Raw genomic sequence first — 20630 nt, forward strand, 5'->3', positions numbered from 1 at the left:
CGGTGCAGCCGCGATCATTCCGCCGCGCAAGAACGCCAAGCCATGGAAACCCGACACTCCTGGCGCGATCGCGCGGAACGAGGCCCTCCGCGCGTCGAAACGCTTCGGCCGGACGATATGGCGACGATGGAGCGGCTATCACCGCCGAAGCCGCGTCGAAACAAAGATGCACTGTGTCAAACTGCTGGGTCAGCGCCTTATGGCGCGGGACTTCGACCGTCAGGTCGCGGAGTTCCAAGTTCGTGTTGCCGTCCTGAACGGCTTCACCACTCTCGGCACGCCCATTACAGAAGTCGTGGGATAAGTCTGTCCGGGGATAGGGGAACCCTCACCGTCAGACCATTTGTGCAACAGAGCCCATTTTTGCCCCCAAATCGGATTGGCAGCATGGCGAACATCGCAGTTTCAACACAGATTAGGCACGACACCCTTAGACGGCTAAACCTGTGCCGCCAGATTACTGGAAAGGCGGCCTCCAATCCGGATGGACGGGACCCAATGCGGGCCAACCGGCCATAAGGCGTGGGGCCAATGCCCAATGGGGGGCGATGCGCATTGAGGCGGGCCAATGGTTTGCGACCTGAAGGGTATGCTGGCGCGCCCTTTCAAAGCGCTTGGGCGCGGCGCCCAAATCGCCACCATCATCTTCCCATCGCCCCAAGCATTCCACGCTTGGCTGATGCACTTTAGGCTTTGGGCTAAGACGCGGCTCAGATCCAAAAATTTCAGGAAACAGTTCCTCAAAATCGGCTTTGCAAATCATCATCAGTCAGTCTCCTTTTAATAAGAGGATTTAAGTGCTTGCCAAAACGTGACGCGCCACCGTGGACACGCGGCGCAGCGTTGCGGCAGCCATTTCGATCACGCGTTTTGTCCGCGGCGCGGACCGATCGTTGGCACCTATTGCCGCGTTGACGAAGGGGTCATCATCAGCTCGTGGTCATTAAAACCGTTCACAACACTGGCGATGTCGGCATGCTCAATGCCGATATCCCGCAGCAACCAGTCATCCATCGCCTCAAGCGAAGCGATCATTTTGCGCCGTTGCCAGCTCCGGACGGCGGCCCGCAACCAGCCACGGATTGCGATGGTTAAGGAAGGCGCAGTCTGGGGAAGAGATTGCGCCGGATAGTTTGGGTGTGACAGGCTCGAGTGCATGTTGTCCTCCATGTTCAAGGTGATGGAAATCATGACGGAACGTGCCGATGCGCAACTGGTCAATGCAGCGGTTACCCGCAAGCCTGCAGCGTCGGCATCGGCGTTACCGCCAATCTTGATGTGATAAAATCGAAATGAGCCCCAGGGCCAAGGCTGATGCAAAGCATCGCCCCGCCCGGGGCTACCGGCGGTTCAGTCTGTTTCCTGCAAAAAGCAGAAACCTCCTTGGGGCGCTGAACATCATCATGCACCCAACATGGGGCTTGGCGGTGAGGGTTTCAATCACACTTTGCCCGACTGCGACCTTTCGGCGTGAAAGCGCCCAAGCTGGGCCATTTATGCGACGCTTCTGTCAGCCTGCCATTAATTTGATCGCCCTCAATTGACAGATGCCGGGGTCATTCCTAAATTGAAATCTATGAAAGCACATGTGGATCATTTCAGATTTCTATTGCTAAATCGCCCTTATCCCCGGGCGGTATAGGCGCGTCTGCGTCTGCCAATCTTCCTGGGGCCTCCTCATATTCCTGAAGTAAATGCGTGACGTTACAACGTCCGAGGAGATTTTATGCGCAGCATTAATCAATTCCGTTTTATCAAAGCCAATACACCTAAAAACGCGCCGGCATTTTGCAACGGCGGCACGACCATTTTTCTGATCGTTCTGGACGGTATCCCTCAAACCTAAACCGACCCTTTTTTTCTAGATGCAACACCCCGGTCTTTGGATCGGGAACATTCCAAATTAGCTTCACTTTATGGATGTAATCTCATGACTCTACAAATGACCAACGCAAAAAAGCCGCAAACCCGCGCGCCCAAAATTGTTATAAACGAAGAAGAGCTTGCGCATATCGAAGCGCTGGCTGAGGGCGCTATGCTGCGCAATCCCGCCCTTGCAGATCGCTTGCTGGAGGAGCTTGGTCGCGCCCGCATCGTCAAGCCGAACAAAATGCCGGGTGATGTCGTGTCAATCGGCAGCACAGTGACCTACCGCGATGAGGCGACCGGCCAGAACAAGACAGTAACGCTGGTCTATCCCGAACATGCCGACATTATGCATCAGCGCATTTCCCTTATGACACCCATCGGCGTGGCGCTTTTGGGCCTGTCCGAAGGGGCCGCATTCTATTGGGACACGCGTGACAATCAGCGTCGGTTGCTGACCATCATCGCGGTTGCACAGCCCTCTGACACTAAGATCGGTGGCGCATTATGAGGCAGCCAATCTCTGTAAACCCAAAATCACTTGGCCCACCCGGCGCAAGCAGTATCGCGATGTGACGTTCATCGGCGGGCTTGCTCCGGGTCATTTCTGCCAGCTCACACGCCTTAAAGCCAAAACCCCGGAGTAAACCCATGCCACCGCATTATCATCGACAGACCTGCACAGTTTGCAGCCAGACCTTGCCCAAATCGGCATCCTACAGATGCCCGTTTTGTCATGAACCCGTTCAATCGCAGGTCGGCGCCGCCGATATGATTTGTTTGCGGTGCAAAGACCCGATCCCGCGGGCACATGCTGGCAAATGCCCGTGCATCACCGCAGCGAACTCAGGCTACACTGGATACCTGCAATGACCACAAGACAGCATGCACGCCGCCTTGTGTGGCCAACCGCCCTTTTCACTCTGACGCTGGGTCTGGTCCTATTCTTGTTTTACACTGACATCAGCAGCTTTGTTGAAGACAGTGAAACCCTTCTGATGGGGCTTACATCGCTGACCTATTTTGCATTGGCATGGCTTGCCAGCAGGCTTTCGGCGCTGGCGCTGGATCAAGCGGCGGTGCGGCGGCGGCCCTTTCCACGCCTGCTACGGGACCTCATCGCGGTGATGTTGTTCTTGTTTGCATTTGGCGCAACCGTGGCGCTGTTCATGGGGCAAGGTGCAACTGGGGCACTTGCCGGTTCGGGCCTGATTATCGCTATGTTGGGGTTTGCCATCCGAAACGTGGTGGCCGACACCCTTTCTGGCATCGCCCTTGGCGTTGAAGGGCCGTTTCGCATCGGCGACTGGGTTGATGTTGACGGGCTTGCGCGGGGAAAAGTGATGGAGATTGGCTGGCGCACGACCCGCGTGCTGACACGCGACGCGACGTATCTTATCCTTCCCAATAGCCAAATTGCACGCCAACGTATCACCAACTATTCGGCGCCAAGACCGCAATATCGCGCGCAGGTGTCCATCATCCTTGACCAATCGATCCCGATTGCGCTCGCAAAATCTGTCATGTTGGAGGCAGTGAAAGAGGCAAAGCTGATCCAGCAAGACCCATCCCCAGACGTGCGCGTCCTTTCATATGATGCGGGCGGCATCGCCTATGGGCTGCGCTATTGGTTGACGCGCTTCGACAAAGATATCGACTGCCGGGATGAGGTTTACAGCCTTGTCGACAATGCCTTGCGCAAAATTGGCAACACAGCGCCACGCCGCCGGATTGAGCTTGTCGCTGCCGCAAATCAAAAAGGCGACGTTGCGCAAGACATATCTGGTCTAATCAACTTGGTGGGCGCGGCGTCTCTGCTCGAACCCATTCCTGCGCAATGATCACGGGGGCGGTTTTGGAACATTGCCGTCGCGCCGTTGGCTACAAAAAAATCAGCTCAAAATGCATTCATCAATCAAGGTGCCGCCATGACTGAACATATTTTTAAAAACACCGCCCAACCGTCCAAAGATGCGTCGAACGAAATCATTGCACTGTTCATTGCTGCAAGCCATCCCGTCGACCTTGCCGACTGGCTCGGCCAATTGCTGCGGTCAGAGGCCTCAAATCACTTCGCCACCTTGTCTTTACGGAGGCGTGCCGAGGTGTTCGGACATCTTTCGCTAGGAATTCAGGCGGACCTCGCAAGGGCCATGCCACCTGATGCTTTTGCGCAAATCCTAATTGAAATGGATGCAGACGACAGGACAGACCTGCTCAAGCATCTTACGCAAGAAGAAAGGCAGCAGGCGCTAAAGTCGTTGCCGCAGAAAGCACGCGATGACACCAACCGCCTCTCAGCCCACCGCGAAGGCACCGCAGGCGCGATCATGACATCGGATTTTGCGGTGCTTTCGCCGACTATGAAGACGATGGACGCAATCGTGGCGCTCCGGTGTGCAGCACCAGACGCCGAGACGATCTATCGCTCCTATGTTCTGGACGCTGACGGTCGCCTGATCGGGTCTGTGCGGCTGCACCAATTGATACTTGCGGCTGACGATGCGGTCATCGGCGGCATTATGCAGCCAATATCGGTGATGGTGATGCCAGAAACGGGCCAAGAGGATGTCGCAAAGGCCATCGCGCGTTATGATCTTCTGGCCCTGCCGGTGGTGGACGCTGCCGGACGGCTGGTCGGCATTGTTACTCACGACGATGCTGCAGACGCCTTGAAGGCTGAGACAACTGAGGACTTCCAGAAGATATCAACCGTGCTACCCTTCACGCAAAGCATGCGCGACGCCAGTTTCCGTATGCTTTATTCAAAGCGCATTTTCTGGCTATCGCTTTTGGTATTTGGAAATCTGTTTTCCGGGGCCGGGATTGCCTATTATGAGGAAACGATCCTCACCTATGTGTCCTTGGTCTTCTTTTTGCCACTGCTGATCGACAGCAGCGGCAATGCGGGTGCGCAATCTGCCACCCTAATGGTCAGAGCACTGGCAACTGGCGACGTGGTGTTGCAAGACTGGCGTGACCTGATCGTGCGAGAGCTGGCGGTCGCCGCAGCGCTTGGCGGGACAATGGCGTTGGTGGTTTTGCCACTTGGCGCGTTGCGCGGTGGGACAGAAATTGCTTTGGTCGTGGGTTTGACGATGTTTGTTGTTGTGATCGTCGGCAGCCTCGTGGGAATGTCGCTACCGTTCTTGCTCAGTCGCTTGCGCCTTGACCCAGCAACGGCTAGCGGCCCGTTGGTTACGACGATTTCGGATGGAGTGGGCGTGATGGTATATTTCGCAATCGCGACAGCCGTGTTGACCCTATGAGGACAGGTAGGGGGCTCATCCCTTTGCAGACATGATGAGTTAGACGATGCGCTCTCTTTAGCGCGTGCTTTGAAACATCTGATGGACAGGGGGCAGCTAACTGCGCAAGATTTCGAAGCCGTCTGAGACAGCAGCGAACATCTTTGCGCATACGATCCGGCGTCTTTGTATGCTGAAAGTGTTTCCGTCTGTGTTATCAGCCGGGAACCTTTTTGGCTAAGGGTATGCGTCCACAGCCAGTTGACCGCTACCATGACGCGCGCGCGCATTCTAATCAGATAGACGATATAGGCGATGCTACGGACCCACTAATCCAGCCAGCCTTTCAACTGAACACGCCCAAAGTCTATGATTACGCGGCGTTTTCCGTTCTGGGAAAGGTTGCTTTTGCCATGCACAATCTCCCCGTCACCAACTTTCAGCTATAGCTTGCCCGCGTAGGTCCTGATCGACAGCGTTCAGCAACGCCCAAACGCCCTGAAGCGTTGCTTGTTCAATTGTTGCACTATCGACAATGGTAAATGCAAGATTATAGCCATTCTGATCAACGATACATTGCGCTATCTTGAACGCAACAAACGATGGACGATTTGAAAGGCAAAACAATGATCAAAGACATCAAAGGTCTGCACCACGTCACCTCGATGGCTGGCAATGCAGCTCAAAACAACGCGTTCTTTACCCAAACTCTTGGACTGCGCCGGGTCAAAAAGACCGTCAACTTTGACTCGCCCGATGTCTACCACCTCTATTATGGCGACGAGGTTGGCACGCCCGGTTCCGTGATGACCTACTTTCCTTTTGGCCAGATGCCCAAGGGGCGTCGCGGTGCGGGCGAAGTTGGCGTGACCGAATTCGCCGTGCCCAAAGGCGCGCTTCCGTTCTGGAAAGAGCGGCTTGGCAATTACGGCGTATCCGGCCTGCGCGAGGGCAGGTTTCTGGGCGAGGATCGTTTGCAATTTGACGGCCCCGATGGTGATGGATTTGCTTTGGTGGAAAGCGCGGAACGGGGACGCACGCCTTGGACCGGCACCGATGTTCCGCAGGATGCCGGGGTTTTGGGCTTTCATGGCGCGCGCTTCACGCTGCGCGATGTCTCGGCCACTGGCGAATTGCTGTCCTATATGGGCTATCAGAAGGACGAGACCGCCGGAAACGTCACCCGCTACCGCATTGAGGGCGGCAATGCGGCAAACACCATCGACCTTGAAGAGATGTCTGGCGCTAGATCAGCCGGTCAGGGTTCGGGTTCGGTCCACCATATCGCCTTTGCAGTGGAAAACCGCGCCAAACAGTTGGAGGTTCGCAAGGCCCTGCTGGACACCGGCTATCAGGTGACACCTGTGATCGACCGAGACTATTTCTGGGCGATCTATTTCCGCACGCCCGGCGGTATTCTGTTTGAGGTGGCGACCAACGAGCCGGGCTTTGACCGCGACGAAGACACCGCCAATCTGGGTCAGACTTTGATGCTGCCCACCCGCTATGAGCAGCATCGCGCCGAGATCGAGGGCCTGTTGCCCCCGCTTGCCCCGTAAGGAGACCGCCATGTCGACCGAAACCTATCACGCATTGACCAAAGCACCGGAACCCGACGCGCCGCTGATATTTGTCTTTCACGGCACCGGCGGGGACGAGCATCAGTTCTTTGATCTGGCACAGCAACTTTATCCGGGGGCCGGCGTTGTCTCGCCCCGCGGTGATGTCTCGGAAATGGGGGCCGCGCGGTTCTTTCGGCGCACCGGCGAGGGCGTTTATGACATGAAAGATCTTGCCCGCCGCACCGAGACGATGGCGGCCTTTGTGGCCTCTCACAAGGCGCAACACCCTGATGCGCCAGCCTATGGCTTTGGCTACTCGAACGGGGCGAATATTCTGGCCTCGGTTGCGATGACGTATCCGGGTCTGTTTGCGCGGATTGGCTTGTTGCATCCGCTGATCCCTTGGGAACCGGCAGCGAACCCTGCGCTTTCTGGCAGCCAAGTCCTGATTACCGCCGGAAAACACGATCCGATTTGTCCGTGGCCGCTGAGCCAGCGCCTGATCGACTGGTTTGCAGCACAGGGCGCCGAGGTGTCCACCCATATCCATGACGGCGGCCACGAGTTGCGACAGCCGGAGCTGTCGGCGCTGCAAACCCTGCTGACAGCGCCGTGAGCCCGGTTAATATGCCGTTTCGCAAGCGCGCACCACAGGCGCGTCTGCGGCAAAGGGCTTGACCGATCTTGCATTTCTTTTGACCATAAGGAGGCAACACATGACAGACTTGAAAATTATCTACACTGAAACCGAAACCAAAGGCCGTTATGCTGCCACGCAGTCCGGTGTCAAAGGCGCGGCTGAAGTGACGATCTCCAAACTGTCACCCACATTGATCATTGCCGATCACACCGCAGTTCCAGATAGCATGCGCGGGCTTGGTATAGGGCGTGCTTTGGTCGATCGGCTGATCGCGGATGCACGGGCAAAAGGCCAGCGCATCGTTCCGCTTTGCCCCTTTGTGCGCGCGCATGCGCAAAAACATCGCGAAGAATTGGATGATGTCATCCAGTGGTAAAACACGTCACGGCACCGGATCGAAGTGGTAACGCGCCAACAGTGGCACATCACACTTTACCAAAATGACCGCTGCAATGCCGTGTCCGTTATTTCGCGCGCAAATACAGGAGAGATTTCATGAGCTGGAACCCAACCCATAACCCCGACTGTCCGCTGTCAGGTAGCGCAGCAATTGAAACGCTGATCATTCCGCGCGCCCGTGATCTGGGCGGGTTCGAGGTGCGCCGCGCCCTGCCTTCGCCCAAGCGGCAGATGGTCGGGCCGTTCATCTTCTTTGATCAGATGGGCCCTGCCGAATTCATCACCGATGGCGGGATTGATGTGCGCCCACATCCGCATATCGGTTTGGGCACCGTCACCTATCTTTATCAGGGCGAGTTTGAACACCGCGACAGCCTTGGCACCCATCAGATGATCTATCCCGGCGAGGTGAACTGGATGGTCGCTGGGCGCGGCGTCACCCATTCCGAACGGACCAGCGAAGAAACCCGCGCCACGCGGCACAAGTTGTTCGGTATCCAGACATGGATCGCCTTGCCCGAAGACCGCGAAGACATGGCCCCCGATTTCGAGCATCACAAGGAGACGGCACTGCCCGTCATCACCGACACAGGCACCACCGCGCGGCTGATCCTCGGCAGCGCTTACGGGCAGACCAGTCCGGTGACGATGCAATCGGAGACCTTCTATCTGGATGTGGTGCTGGCGGCAGGCGCGGCTTTCCCGCTGCCCGACAACCACGAGGATCGCGGGATCTATGTGACCGAAGGCAGCATCGAGGTCGCGGGCGACACATTCGAGGCAGGCCGCATGATGGTCTTTCGCCCCGGTGACCGGATTTCGGTGAAGGCCGGGCCGCAGGGCGCGCGGCTGATGGCGCTTGGCGGCGCCACGCTGAATGAAAAACGCTATATCTGGTGGAATTTCGTCTCCTCTTCAAAGGATCGCATTGAGCAGGCCAAAGAGGATTGGAAGGCCGCCGACTGGCAAAATGGCCCATTCAAACTGCCGCCCGGCGATGACGCAGAATTCATCCCGATCACCCCCGAACTGGACCGGAGCCGCCCCAAGGATTGAGGGCAAACCCGCGGCTGCGCCCGCCAGTCGCCCGCGTGGGCCGAGGCGGATCAAAGGAGCGGTTCCCAGGCTTGCGGCTCACGCGTTGGTGTAGGTCAGCCGCTTGCCGTGGCCTGGACACCTGCGCTATGAAACCATTTAACCGAGGAGAATAATGCATTCGTATCAGTATTTTGGCAATCGCCGTTCTGGCAACCGCCAGCGCCGCCACCGCAGAAACGACCCTGTCCATCCCGCTTAAGATCGGGGCCGCAGACAGTGTCCTGTCACAGACCTATACCTGCGGCGATGCCGAGGCCTTTGCCGTGCAATATGTGAACTCCGGTGCAAACGCGCTGGCCATCATGCAGATCGACGGGGAAGAGCGTATCTTCGTCAATGTGGTTGCTGCCTCGGGTGCAAAATATGTATCGGGCGCGGATGTGTGGTGGACCAAGGGCGATAGCGCGACGCGGGAAAACGAGATGGAGGCAGGCAGCCTTCAGACCTGCACAACGCAAGACGCCGCGCCGGCAGAATAACCGTTGCAAGCCTGCGGCAACGACGAAAAACAGACCTGCCCTCGTCAAAGCGGGCAGGTCTCATTCACATGGGTCTCGAAAAAGTCTGAAAAGGTCGCGACCCGCAGCGGCAATTGCTCATAGGGCGGATAATACAGCGTCAGCCAGATTTCCGGCGTGGACCAGTCTGGCAACACCGAAACTAAGCGCCCGGAGGCGATGTCATCCTCGATGATGAACCGTGGCAGCAGGGCGATTCCCTCGCCCTGCAGAACCAGCTTCGCCAGAAGATCCCCGTTATTGGCACTCACCCGTCCAATCGCCTTGTGGCTGTGCTGGCGTTTGCCGTTGGACAGCTGCCAGATTTCCGCGCCCAGATCGTCGCGATATCCCAAACACTCATGCCCGGCCAAATCCTCCGGCCGCTGCGGCGTATCCCGCGCCGTCAGATATGCCGATGCGGCAACCAAAAGGCGTGGCACCTTGCATATCTTGCGCCAGATCGTCGATTTATCGCTGGGCGGGCCGGAAATGCGGATCGCCAGATCATAGCCTTCGTCGACAATATCGACAAAACGGTCTGACAGGCTGACATCAAGATGCGTCTGCGGATACAGCGCCCCGAATTGCGACAAAACCGGGGGCAGCACTTTCACCCCCAAGGACAGCGGCGCGCTGATCCGCAGCCTGCCAGAGGTGATGCCCTGTGCCTCTCGGGTTTGATCGGCCGCCTCGGCCAGCCCTTCGGCCAGCGGCGTCACGCGTGCCGCATAGCCTGCCCCTGCCGAGGTCAGCGAGACCTGCCGCGTTGTGCGCACCAGCAGTTGCACGCCAAGCTGCGCCTCCAGTGCGGCAATCGTCCGCGTGACCGATGCAGGCGTCATGCCCAAGTGGCGCGCGGCCCCCGCAAAGCTTTGCTGCGCCGCCACGGCCAGAAATACGCGGATGGATTCAAGTTCGCCCATCGTTAATTGTTACACCAACGGCAATAGTGAATGCAAGATTATAGCCATTCTGAAAAATGATCCTTTTGCCTATATCTTATGCAGCGATATCCAATCCCCTGACAGGAGAACGACAATGACCGTCAAACTCGCCATCATCTATTATTCCAGCTACGGCACCAACCACCAGATGGCCGCCATCGCCGCCGAGGCGGCCAAGGCCGCAGGCGCAGAAGTGCGGCTGTTAAAAGCGCCCGAGACCGCGCCAGATCACGTTATCGCCGGTGTCGATGCCTGGCAGGCGCAGACCGAAAAATCTGCCGATATTCCAACGGCAACCGCCGCTGACATGGAATGGGCGAATGCCTATCTGGTTTCGGCTCCGACCCGTTTTGGCGGTATGGCCAGCCAGATGCGCGCCTTTATCGACACGCTTGGCGGTGTTTGGGGTAAGGGCGGGTTGGCCAACAAGCCAGTCTCGGCGATGACATCGGCCCAGAACGCGCATGGCGGGCAAGAGGCGACCCTGCTGTCCTTCTATACCACCGTCATGCACTGGGGTGGCATCATCGTCGCTCCCGGCTATACCGATGGTGTGATCTTCAAGACCGGTGGCAACCCCTACGGCTACAGCCACACGCAGGGAACGGAGTTCACCGATGACGTGAAAGCCAGCATCGGTCATCAGGCCCGCCGTCTGGTCGAATTCGCAGCAAAGCTGGCCTGACACGCCAAACCGACAACCGACACGGCCGCGCAAACCGCGCGGCCGTGTCCTCTTGGCGGCACACGAACAGGCTCTGCGCCCCTTATGAAAGGATGAACCAGCATGGGACTCTTGATCGACGGAGCATGGTATGACCAGTGGTATGATACCGCCAGCACCGGCGGCAAGTTTGAGCGCAGCGCCGCGCAATTTCGCAACTGGATCACCCCCGATGGCACGGCGGGGCCAACGGGCAAGGCAGGGTTCAAAGCAGAAGCAGGCCGGTATCACCTCTATGTTTCGCTTGCTTGCCCATGGGCCAACCGCACCCTGATCCTGCGTGCGTTGAAAGGGTTGGAAGATGTTATTGGCCTGTCGGTGGTGAACCCGTTGATGGCCGAAAACGGCTGGACCTTCGCGTCCGGCCCCGGCGTCATCCCCGACCCTGTGGGCAATGCGAAATACATGTATGAGGTCTATCTGCGGGCTGATCCGAACTACAGCGGCCGCGTGACAGTGCCGGTGCTGTGGGATTTGCACCAAGATACCATCGTCAGCAATGAATCAGCCGATATCATCCACATGCTGAATGCGGCCTTTGACGGCATTGTGACGCAGACCGACGACTATTCCCCTGCGGACCTGCTGGTTGAGATCGACCACATCAACGCCTTCACCTATGACGCGATCAACAACGGTGTTTACAAGGCCGGATTTGCCACCGATCAAACCGTCTATGAAACTGAAGTCCGCGCGCTGTTTTCTGCCTTGGACCGGTTAGAGGCAAGGCTGGGGAAACAGACCTATCTGCTGGGCGACCGTATTACCGAAGCCGACTGGCGGCTGTTCACGACCTTGATCCGCTTTGATGCCGTCTATCACGGGCATTTCAAGTGCAACCTGAAAATGTTGAAAGACTACGAAAACCTGTGGAGCTATACCCGCGAGTTGTATCAACGGCCCGGCATCGCAGCGACGATCAATTTCGACCATATCAAACAGCATTATTACCGCAGCCATGGCACCATCAATCCCAATGGCATCGTGCCAGACGGCCCCGTTTTGGATCTGGATCGCCCGTCTAGCCGGTGACGGCATTCGGGGCCTGCCGACCCTAACCGAACTTCGGCGCAGTGTTTGACATGGCACCACGCCTGCGCCAAGCCAACCCCCATGCGCGGAATATCCGGTTGTTCCAACTGCCTCCAGCGGCATATACCGGCATTCAGACCCTGTGATTGAGACCGGGCCAACGCCCCACGACCAGAAGGAACGTACCATGCCCGCCAAAGCGCCTCGTTTTGATAGTCTTTCGACGCCCGCCCTGCTGCTCGACGAGGCGAAAATGATGCGCAACATCGAAAGGTTGGAGGTGCAGGCGCAAACGCTCGGCGTCACGCTGAGGCCACATCTGAAAACCGCGAAATCGGTTGAGGTCGCCCGGCGTCTGAACAAGGGCGTTGCACCTGCGATCACCGTTTCTACCCTGGCCGAGGCCGAGGCGTTTCATGCCGCAGGCTTTGCCGACATCCTGTATGCCGTGGGCATCGCCCCGCAAAAACTGGCGCGGGTGCAGGCCCTGCGCGCGAAAGGCTGCGATCTGATCGTCATCCTCGACAGCGCCGAACAGGCCCGCGCGGTGGCGCAAGCAGAGGTGCCCGCCCTGATCGAGATCGACTGCGACGGCCATCGCGGCGGGCGACGACCAGAGGATGCGTCGCTGGTCGAAATTGGCCGTATCCTGCATGAAAAGGGGTGCTTGCGCGGTGTGATGACCCATGCCGGCGAAAGCTATGGCGTGCGGGGCAAGGCCGCCCATGCCGCCTTTGCCGAGCAAGAGCGCAGCGCAACCGTTCGCGCCGCCGAAGCTTTGCGCAATGCTGGCCTGCCCTGCCCGGTTGTCAGCGTGGGGTCAACGCCAACGGCCCACGCCGCCCGCGATTTGTCTGGCGTGACCGAGCTGCGCGCCGGGGTCTATATGTTCTTTGATCTGGTAATGGCTGGAATCGACGTCTGCGCGGTGAATGACATCGCGCTGAGTGTTTTGACCACCGTTATCGGGCACCAGCAGGACAAAGGCTGGATCATGGTGGATGCCGGCTGGATGGCCATGTCGCGGGACCGGGGCACGGCGGCGCAGGACGTGGATCAGGGCTACGGCGTGGTGTGTGATGCGGACGGTCAGGTGCTGCCCGATCTGATCATCAGCGGCGCCAATCAGGAACACGGAATCGTGTCGCGGCGCCCCGGTGCCAAAGTCACCTTGCCGGATTTGCCGGTTGGAACGCTGTTGCGTATTCTGCCCAACCACGCCTGCGCAACCGCCGCCCAATATGACCGCTACACAGTGCTTTCGCAGGGTGGCGGCGCGTTGCAGACATGGCAGCGTTTCGGTGGCTGGTAAGGGGCACAGCATGATCATTGTCACCGAAGCGCAATCGGCCGCTTGCGTCACCCATGACCTTGCCTTTGACGCCATGCGCCGCGCCTTCATCGCAGCCATCGGGCCGGAGGCTTTCAGCTTTCCCGTGGTCTTGGCCCATGGCAGCGATCCGCAAGACAGCTTTACCATCAAATCGGCAGCGGGGGCTGATCTGGCCGGGCTTAAGGTCGGTGCCTATTTCCCCAGCAATGATGCGCGCGGGCTGCCGCGCCATGCCTCGACCATTCTTTTGATCGATCAATCCTCTGGCCGGATTGGCGCGGTGGTCGAAGGGTCAACCCTGAATTGCTATCGCACAGCGGCGGCTGATGCCATTGCCACCGACGCCCTTGCGCGGCGGGATGCAGCGGTTCTGACCCTGTTCGGCACGGGCCATCAGGCCGGATATGAGGTGCAGGCAATTGCCCGCATTCGTACATTATCGCGCATCTTGGTCGTTGGTCGCGACCCGTCGCGCACCACCGCTTTTGCCAAGATGCTGCAAGACCAAGGCCTGCCCGCAGAAGTGGCAGAGCCGGAGCCCGCGGTCCGTGCCGCCGACATCATTGTCACGGCCACCACGGCAACAGCGCCGCTGTTTGACGCGGGTTGGGTGCGGCCCGGCACGCATATTTCCTCGATGGGGTCGGATGCGCAGGGCAAGCAGGAGCTGCCCCCAACCCTGTTCCCCCGCGCGCGGCTCTTTTGTGATCTGCCGGTACAATCCGCCCGCATCGGCGAGTTTCAGCATGCCACCCCCGCCGCCCCCCTCACCGCGATCGGTGCAGTCCTGTCGGCCGCCAAGGAAGGCAGACAAAACCTGAAAGACATAACCATTTTTGACAGTTCCGGCATCTCCTTGCAGGATCTGCATATGGCCGAGGCCATCCTTGCGGCAATGGTTTAGCCAAACTTTTCTGACTCCGCCTGGATGACCTGTTGCGCGGGGCGATGCGTCAACTCCGTCAGGACAGACAGAACCTCAGCCCGCCAGACGCAGGAGCTTGCAAGCTCTTTTGGCAACATTCCGGCAATCTTTTCGAATTCCGCAAAAATCATGTGGGGGGTGGCCTGCCGTGCAGCTTTTTTGAGGTGTTGGGCACGCGGGTCATTCAATTGACAACTCTGGCTGTCATCATCTCGACAGAACCAGATCCAAAGCGCCGTTGCGAATGCAAAGGGGCGCAACGGCTGATCCGCACGAAGGGCGTCTAACGCTGGCGCAAAAATGCGTTGCGGCATTTTCTCTGATCCATCAGCGGCGATCTGGCATGTCTGATGCGCTATGTTCGGATTGCGGAAACGCTCAATCAGATCAGCGCGGTATTGCGCTAAATCCATGTTCGGCATTGACGGCAACGTGGCGCAAGCCGCCTCAAGATGTCGGCCGACAAGGGCCTCTAGCTTCGGGTCATCCATAACATCCCGGACATATTTCTTGCCAAGCAGCGCCCCCATGTAAGCAATAAGCGAGTGACTGCCGTTCAGCAGACGCAGCTTCATCTTTTCAAACGGGGCGACATCTGCGGCGAAAATTACGCCTGCGGCCTCCCATTGGGGGCGGCCTGTCGGGAAGTGGTCTTCAATCACCCATTGCGAAAAGGGCTCTGTCTCGATCGCCAGAACATCCTCGGCTCCGGTCAACGCGCGCGCCAGATCGCGGGTCGCCGGGGTTTGGGCCGGCGTGATACGATCCACCATCGAAGACGGGCAGGCAACGTTCGCGGCGATCCAGCGACCCAAGGCGGCATCACGGCGTTTTGCAAAATCAATTAGTCCGCCGCGCACGAAGGCACCATTGTCTGGCAAATTATCGCAACACAGCACCGTAAAGGGCGCAATGCCGCGGGCGCGACGCTCTGCAAGGGCGGCGACAAGCAAACCGATAACCCCTTCGGGCGCGCCCTCTCCGGCAAGATCCCGGGCGATAATCGGCAGCGAAGGGTCAACCCCGCCTGTGGCCCTGTCAATGCCATAGCCCTTTTCGGTGACAGTGGTGGTGACGATACGCACCGCCGGATCAGATAGCGCCTCAAGCACTTTATCCGCCTGCGTACGGGCACACAGCGCCCGCGCGATGCTGCCAATGATCTGCGCTTTTGGCGCGCCACTGCCCTTGACGATCAGCGTATAAAGCCCATCCTGATCATTGAGGTCCGCCGCGATCTGTTCGTTGCGCATACTGACGCCGATGATCTTCCAATCACCCCCGCCAGCGGCCATTGCGATATCGGTGCAAAGGGCCTGATGCGCCCTGTGAAAGGCCCCCAGGCCAAGGTGAACGATCCCCACGCCGCAATTCGCCCGGTCGTAACCGGGCGTCTGAACGTCTTTTGGAACGCTGGCAAGGCGGTTTGCACCCAGTCGCGTCATGCCGTCACCCTTGGGTGCGACAAGGCTTCGATGATGCCGCGCAATTCGGCCAAGCCTTTCAGCCGCCCGACAGCAGGATATCCCGGCTGACTGGTCTGCCGCAGATCGCTCAGGATATCCTGTCCATGGTCTGGGCGGAACGGAATGTTGCAATCGGCCCGCCCTTCTTTGGCACGGCGCTTTTCCTCATCCAGAATGGCCGCGATCAGCTCCACCATATCGGTCACACCTTCCAGATGTGCCGCCTCATGGAAGGAGTTTGGCAATGCCTCGGTTTCGCGGCAGACGTTTCTAAGATGCACGAAATGTACCCGTGATCCCAACCGCCGCATCATGCCCGGCAGATCGTTTTCTGCCCTGACCCCCAAAGACCCGCTGCACAGCGTAATGCCATTGGCAGGCGAGTCCACAGCCGCCATAAGGCGGGTATAGTCGTCTTCGGTCGACATGATACGCGGCAATCCCAAAAGCGGGAAAGGTGGGTCATCGGGATGACAGCACATGCGAACGCCAACCTTTTCCGCAACGGGCACAATCTCTTCCAGAAACGCAATCTGGTGCTGCCGCAAACGTTCAGCATCAATGTTCTTGTAAAGCAAAAGATGCGCACGAAGATCATCCAACTGGTAGCCTTCCTCGGCGCCGGGCAACCCGCAAAGGGCGTTGTTTGCAAGGGCCATACGGGCATCGTTTGACATAGCCTTGTGCCGCGCCTCTGCCTCTTGCACGACCTCGGCAGGGAAATCATTTTTTGCACCACTGCGAGCCAGAATGAAAATGTCAAAAAGTGCGAAATCAACCAGGTCGAAGCGCATACATTTGGCACCATTCGACAATTCATGCGCCAGATCTGTGCGCGTCCAATCCAGAACTGGCATAAAATTGTAACAAACAATCGGAATGCCCGCCTTGGCCAGGTTGCGGATGCTCTGCTTGTAGTTCTCGATATGCTGCCGCCACTCACCGGTCTGCTGCTTGATGCTTTCCGAGACAGGCAGGCTTTCCACCACATCCCATGTCAGGCCAGTGGCCGCACCATCAGGGAAGCGTTCAATCTGCGCCTTGCGCAGCGCGATTTCCGCGTCTGTCCAAACAACACCATTTGCAACATGGTGCAGCGCAGACACAATTCCGCAGACACCCGCCTGCCGCATATCTGGAATCGAAACGATGTCTTTTGGTCCAAACCAACGCCAGCTGCGCTTCATCCTTACTCTCCCTCCAATGAGAAATGCTGTTGGAACGTCGCCGTTCCCTGTTCACAATGCAAAACAATTAACAGAGCGTTGACTTGTATGGAAGTATGTAAGTATAAAAAGACAGGGAGGACAAACATGCTGTCATTGGTGGGAATCGATGGGTGGGCGCTGGACCAGCTAAAAGCTGTCAGTCCGCAGCTCAGGCTGGTTCTGCGCAGCCGCATCATCAGAAATGACCTCCCCCCCATGAGCCGGCTGTCCGAGCCCGAGCTTGCAAAAGAATACGGCGTCAGCCGGCAGCCAGTCCGCGAGGCGTTTATCACGCTGATGAACGAAGGGCTGGTGGAGGTGCGCCCCCAACGCGGCACTTACGTCAAGCGGATTGATTATGAGGCCGTACTGAATGGGCGCTTCGTGCGGGAGGCAGTCGAAGCCGACATCGTACGCAAGCTGGCCAAACGAGGTGACAGCGCCCTTGTCAAAGACCTGCGCTCACAGATCGCGCAACAGAAAAACGTGCCTGAGGATGCGCCCGAAGAATTCATGGCACAGGATGAACGCTTTCACCAGACGCTCGCCAATGCCGCAGGGTTCTGCAAGGCTTGGGACTATCTGGGTGGCATCAAGGCCCAGATGGACCGGGTGCGTTTCATCACCTTCGAAGAATTCCCGATTTCAAAGTTGATCGAGCAGCATGAAGCGATCGTCGACTTCATTGAACAAAAAGCTGTGCCACAGGCAGAGGCGGCAATCCGCGCCCATTTGCGCGAAATCCTCAACAGCTTGCCGCGTATGCAGGAACTTTATCCTAATTACTTCGAAAACCTGCGGGACATCCCAAACGAAGACTAGCCAAAATCTCTAGGAGGAGAAAACCATGACGTTCTATTCAAAACTGACTACCTTGGCGGCCGCAAGCTGCATGGCAATCCTGTCCAGCACCGCAGCATTCAGCCAGGAAACCACGCTGAAGCTGGGGCACCTCGCCAATGAAGAAAACTCCTGGCACCTTGCAGCCGTTAAGTTCGGTGAAGAACTTGCCAAGCTGACCGAAGGCCGCATCGCGGTAGAGGTGTACCCAAACGAATCCTTGGGCAAAGAAATTGATCTGATCAACGGCATGCAGCTTGGCACAGTCGATATGACGATCACCGGCGAAAGCTTGCAGAACTGGGCACCGATGGCCGCGCTTTTGGCTGTTCCCTACGCCTACCGCTCGCTGGAGCATATGGACGAAGTGGCTGGCGGCCAGGTCGGGGACCAGATCGAAGCGCAGATCATTGAAAAAGCGCAAATACGTCCCATCACCTATTTCGCGCGTGGTCCGCGTGACCTTACATCCCAGCGTCAGATCACCTCGCCAGCCGATTTGCAGGGCATGAAAATGCGGGTTCCAAACGTCCCACTGTTCGTTGATGTCTGGAACGCACTGGGTGCCTCGCCAACCCCGATGGCCTTTTCCGAGGTGTTCACATCGCTGCAAAGCGGTGTGATCGAAGGTCAGGAAAATCCGCTAGCTCTCATCCGCTCCGCCAACTTTAATGAAGTCCAAAAATATGTGAACAAGACCGAGCATGTCCGGTCCTGGATCTATCTGACAATCGCCGAATCCACTTGGGCCAAGCTTTCCGAGGCAGATCAAGCATCGGTCATGGCTGCGGCAGAAGTCGCCAAAACCTATGAGCGCGGCCTTTTGATGGATAGCTTGTCGGCAGATCAAGCTTATTTGGAAGAAAAAGGTATGACCTTTGTTGATGTGGATGGCGCTGCATTCCAAGCCGCCGCGCGCGATGCCGTGCTGGCGAATGTAAGCGATGAGATCAAGCCGATCGTTGAAGGACTGTTCGCCAACTGAGCATTCATCCCCTGAGGTGGCTTGAGACTGCCGGCCATCGTGTCGGCAGTCTCTCCCTCGTTCATAGGAAAAGCACGATGTCCAGATTTGAAGACCTAACCTACCGCTTTTGCCGCATCGGCGTTGGAATATCCTTCCTCGTGCTGATCCTGACGGTCTTGACCCAAGTTTTGGGACGCACCTTCAGTTCGTCCCCTGTCTGGACCGAAGAATTGACCCGTTTTGCCCTGCTTTACATGGTGGCCTTCGGCGCGGGCCTGTCGTTGCGTTCCGGCGACCTTGTGAACGTTGATGTGGTTTGCGATTCCTTGCCGGGCCGCTGGCCTTGGCGGCTGCGGCTGGTCTCGACTGTTATGACTGCCGTTCTTTGCGGCCTCCTCATCCTTCCCGCTTGGAAATATGTGTCAATCGGTGTCATGCAGACCTCCCCTGCGATGCTGCTGCGCATGGATTTCATTCACTTCACGGTTTTTGGACTGCTGGTCACGCTGCTGCTTTTTGCGACATTCAGAATTTATCGCATGGTCTTTGCAGGTGAAGACGGAAAAGCGGATATACGCGAGGAATTGGAATAATGGGCCTTACGATTTTGATCGCCGTTTTCGGCGTTGGGTTGGTGATCGGGCTTCCGGTGGCTGTGACCCTTGGTGTCAGTTCCATCAGCTATCTTTTGTATATGGGCATTCCGACAGTTGTGATGCCGCAAAAGATGTATGCGGGCATGGATGTCTTTGTATTGCTCAGCATCCCCGGCTTTATCCTTGCCGGTAACTTGATGAACCGCGGCGGTATTACCGAACGCATCATCCGCTTTGCAAACTCGATGGTGGGCTGGATCCGCGGCGGGTTGGGCCTAACAAACGTCGGCGCCTCCATGCTGTTTGGCGGTATCACAGGCACAGCGGTTGCCGATGCCGCCTCGATTGGTGGGGTGATGATCCCCGGTATGAAAAAGGCAGGCTACCCCGCTGACTTCTCGGCCGCGGTCACTGCGGCCTCCTCAACGGTTGGGCCAATCATTCCGCCCAGCGTGCCGATGATCATTGTGGGTGCTTTGTCGGGGATTTCTGTTGGCAAGATGTTTCTGGCAGGGGCCATTCCCGGCATTCTAATGGGCCTTGCGATGATGGTAACAACCTACCTGATTGCCCGCAAAAAGAATTTTCCGAAACAAGAATGGCAGGGCTTTGGCGAAATTGCCAAGTCTTTTACCGGTGCGTTCTGGGCCATCGCGATGACTGGGATCATTCTGTATGGATTGCTCAGCGGGATCGCCACGCCGACCGAAACCGCCATTGTTGCCAGCGTCTATGCAATGATCGTGGGCTTGTTTATTTACCGTGAACTTCCCCTCCGCGCCATTCCCAGCATTGTCATCGACAGCGCGGTGTCTGCCACCGGGATCTTGCTGCTTGTCGGCTTTGCCAACGTCTTTGGCTGGATTCTGGTGTCCGAACGCATTCCGCAGGCAATTGCCACAACCGTCTTGTCCTATACCGACAACAAATACCTTGTCATCCTGATCATCAATATCCTGCTTTTGCTGGTCGGTATGTTCATGGAAACGATTGCCGCGCTGATCATCCTGTTCGTGCCGCTGCTGACATTGGCCACCACCGTTGGGATTGATCCGATCCACTTTGCCACTTTCGCCGTGCTGAACCTGATGATCGGACTGACCACCCCGCCGCTGGGCGTCTGCCTGTTTGTCTGCGCGAACATTGCGCGGCTGCCGCTGACCCCGGTTGTGATCGCGATCATCCCGTTCTTAATCACCAATATCGCCGTTCTCTTGGCGGTGTCATACATCCCTGCCTTGGCAACCTGGTTGCCCTCTGTGCTCATGCCATAGGAAACATA

The 20630-nt window shown here is 57.6% G+C and carries 21 protein-coding genes; 17 read left to right on the plus strand and 4 right to left on the minus strand.

Annotated elements, in window-relative coordinates; genetic code table 11:
- A partial coding sequence (locus BMY36_RS14990) for a transposase (protein ID WP_139194082.1) occupies positions 1 to 304 on the plus strand: 304 nt, incomplete at its 5' end.
- A 596-nt stretch (positions 305 to 900) separates the two neighbouring features.
- Here the strand turns inward: BMY36_RS14990 and BMY36_RS19255 are convergent.
- Complete coding sequence (locus BMY36_RS19255) at positions 901 to 1191, minus strand: DUF1127 domain-containing protein (RefSeq protein WP_082224755.1); 291 nt, start codon at positions 1189 to 1191, stop codon at positions 901 to 903.
- A gap of 751 nt (positions 1192 to 1942) precedes the next feature.
- On the opposite strand from BMY36_RS19255, the gene rnk reads away from it, so the two are divergent.
- The 8 genes from rnk to BMY36_RS15045 all read left to right on the plus strand — a co-directional run bounded on the left by rnk (position 1943) and on the right by BMY36_RS15045 (position 9292).
- Positions 1943 to 2377, plus strand: coding sequence for a nucleoside diphosphate kinase regulator (gene rnk / locus BMY36_RS15005; protein ID WP_139194083.1), 435 nt, complete (start codon positions 1943 to 1945; stop codon positions 2375 to 2377).
- Positions 2378 to 2735: 358 nt separating this feature from the next.
- Complete coding sequence (locus tag BMY36_RS15010; RefSeq protein ID WP_175469308.1) at positions 2736 to 3707, plus strand: mechanosensitive ion channel family protein; 972 nt, start codon at positions 2736 to 2738, stop codon at positions 3705 to 3707.
- A gap of 87 nt (positions 3708 to 3794) precedes the next feature.
- Positions 3795 to 5135 (plus strand): magnesium transporter, encoded by a 1341-nt coding sequence (gene mgtE / locus BMY36_RS15015; RefSeq protein WP_050518536.1) that lies wholly within the window; start codon positions 3795 to 3797, stop codon positions 5133 to 5135.
- Positions 5136 to 5740: 605 nt separating this feature from the next.
- The gene (locus tag BMY36_RS15025) at positions 5741 to 6673 is read left to right on the plus strand and encodes a VOC family protein (RefSeq protein ID WP_050518541.1); all 933 of its coding nucleotides are present in this window, start codon (positions 5741 to 5743) and stop codon (positions 6671 to 6673) included.
- A 10-nt stretch (positions 6674 to 6683) separates the two neighbouring features.
- Positions 6684 to 7292 (plus strand): alpha/beta hydrolase, encoded by a 609-nt coding sequence (locus BMY36_RS15030; RefSeq protein ID WP_050518534.1) that lies wholly within the window; start codon positions 6684 to 6686, stop codon positions 7290 to 7292.
- A gap of 100 nt (positions 7293 to 7392) precedes the next feature.
- Entirely contained in the window at positions 7393 to 7692 is a 300-nt protein-coding gene (locus BMY36_RS15035; protein ID WP_050518533.1) for a GNAT family N-acetyltransferase, read from the plus strand.
- A 119-nt stretch (positions 7693 to 7811) separates the two neighbouring features.
- Positions 7812 to 8771 carry a pirin family protein gene (locus BMY36_RS15040; protein ID WP_050518532.1) on the plus strand — a complete coding sequence of 320 codons (960 nt, stop codon included), beginning with the start codon at positions 7812 to 7814 and terminating at the stop codon, positions 8769 to 8771.
- A 173-nt stretch (positions 8772 to 8944) separates the two neighbouring features.
- On the plus strand, positions 8945 to 9292 hold the full coding sequence (locus BMY36_RS15045; RefSeq protein ID WP_050518531.1) for an MliC family protein: 348 nt from the start codon (positions 8945 to 8947) through the stop codon (positions 9290 to 9292).
- Between the two features lie 44 nt (positions 9293 to 9336).
- On the opposite strand, the gene BMY36_RS15050 is transcribed toward BMY36_RS15045, so the two are convergent.
- Entirely contained in the window at positions 9337 to 10236 is a 900-nt protein-coding gene (locus tag BMY36_RS15050; RefSeq protein ID WP_050518530.1) for a LysR family transcriptional regulator, read from the minus strand.
- A gap of 115 nt (positions 10237 to 10351) precedes the next feature.
- On the opposite strand from BMY36_RS15050, the gene wrbA reads away from it, so the two are divergent.
- The 4 genes from wrbA (at position 10352) to BMY36_RS15070 (ending at position 14250) form a co-directional block, all read left to right on the plus strand.
- A complete protein-coding gene (gene wrbA, locus BMY36_RS15055; RefSeq protein WP_050518529.1) occupies positions 10352 to 10942 on the plus strand; it encodes an NAD(P)H:quinone oxidoreductase in 591 nt (196 codons plus the stop codon).
- A gap of 102 nt (positions 10943 to 11044) precedes the next feature.
- A complete protein-coding gene (locus BMY36_RS15060) occupies positions 11045 to 12013 on the plus strand; it encodes a glutathione S-transferase family protein (RefSeq protein ID WP_050518528.1) in 969 nt (322 codons plus the stop codon).
- Positions 12014 to 12200: 187 nt separating this feature from the next.
- A complete protein-coding gene (locus BMY36_RS15065) occupies positions 12201 to 13325 on the plus strand; it encodes a DSD1 family PLP-dependent enzyme (RefSeq protein ID WP_050518527.1) in 1125 nt (374 codons plus the stop codon).
- Positions 13326 to 13335: 10 nt separating this feature from the next.
- A complete protein-coding gene (locus BMY36_RS15070) occupies positions 13336 to 14250 on the plus strand; it encodes an ornithine cyclodeaminase family protein (RefSeq protein ID WP_050518526.1) in 915 nt (304 codons plus the stop codon).
- On the opposite strand, the gene BMY36_RS15075 is transcribed toward BMY36_RS15070, so the two are convergent.
- Positions 14247 to 15716: a mannitol dehydrogenase family protein gene (locus BMY36_RS15075; RefSeq protein WP_050518525.1), complete on the minus strand. Its 1470-nt coding sequence runs from the start codon at positions 15714 to 15716 to the stop codon at positions 14247 to 14249. The genes BMY36_RS15070 and BMY36_RS15075 overlap by 4 nt on opposite strands.
- Complete coding sequence (gene uxuA / locus BMY36_RS15080) at positions 15713 to 16924, minus strand: mannonate dehydratase (protein WP_050518524.1); 1212 nt, start codon at positions 16922 to 16924, stop codon at positions 15713 to 15715. The genes BMY36_RS15075 and uxuA overlap by 4 nt, the downstream gene beginning before the upstream one ends.
- Before the next feature lie 126 nt (positions 16925 to 17050).
- Here uxuA and BMY36_RS15085 point away from each other — a divergent pair, with 126 nt between their 5' ends.
- From BMY36_RS15085 to BMY36_RS15100, 4 genes are all read left to right on the plus strand, one after another.
- Positions 17051 to 17767, plus strand: coding sequence for a GntR family transcriptional regulator (locus BMY36_RS15085; protein ID WP_050518523.1), 717 nt, complete (start codon positions 17051 to 17053; stop codon positions 17765 to 17767).
- Positions 17768 to 17792: 25 nt separating this feature from the next.
- Positions 17793 to 18770: a TRAP transporter substrate-binding protein gene (locus BMY36_RS15090; RefSeq protein WP_050518522.1), complete on the plus strand. Its 978-nt coding sequence runs from the start codon at positions 17793 to 17795 to the stop codon at positions 18768 to 18770.
- Positions 18771 to 18910: 140 nt separating this feature from the next.
- Positions 18911 to 19345, plus strand: coding sequence for a TRAP transporter small permease (locus BMY36_RS15095; RefSeq protein ID WP_244888680.1), 435 nt, complete (start codon positions 18911 to 18913; stop codon positions 19343 to 19345).
- A complete protein-coding gene (locus BMY36_RS15100; RefSeq protein WP_050518520.1) occupies positions 19345 to 20622 on the plus strand; it encodes a TRAP transporter large permease in 1278 nt (425 codons plus the stop codon). Before BMY36_RS15095 ends, BMY36_RS15100 begins: the two co-directional genes overlap by 1 nt.
- The last annotated feature ends 8 nt before the right edge of the window (positions 20623 to 20630 follow it).

Origin of the sequence: Pseudorhodobacter antarcticus, assembly GCF_900110135.1 — a bacterium.
Taxonomy (GTDB): Bacteria; Pseudomonadota; Alphaproteobacteria; order Rhodobacterales; family Rhodobacteraceae; genus Pseudorhodobacter; species Pseudorhodobacter antarcticus.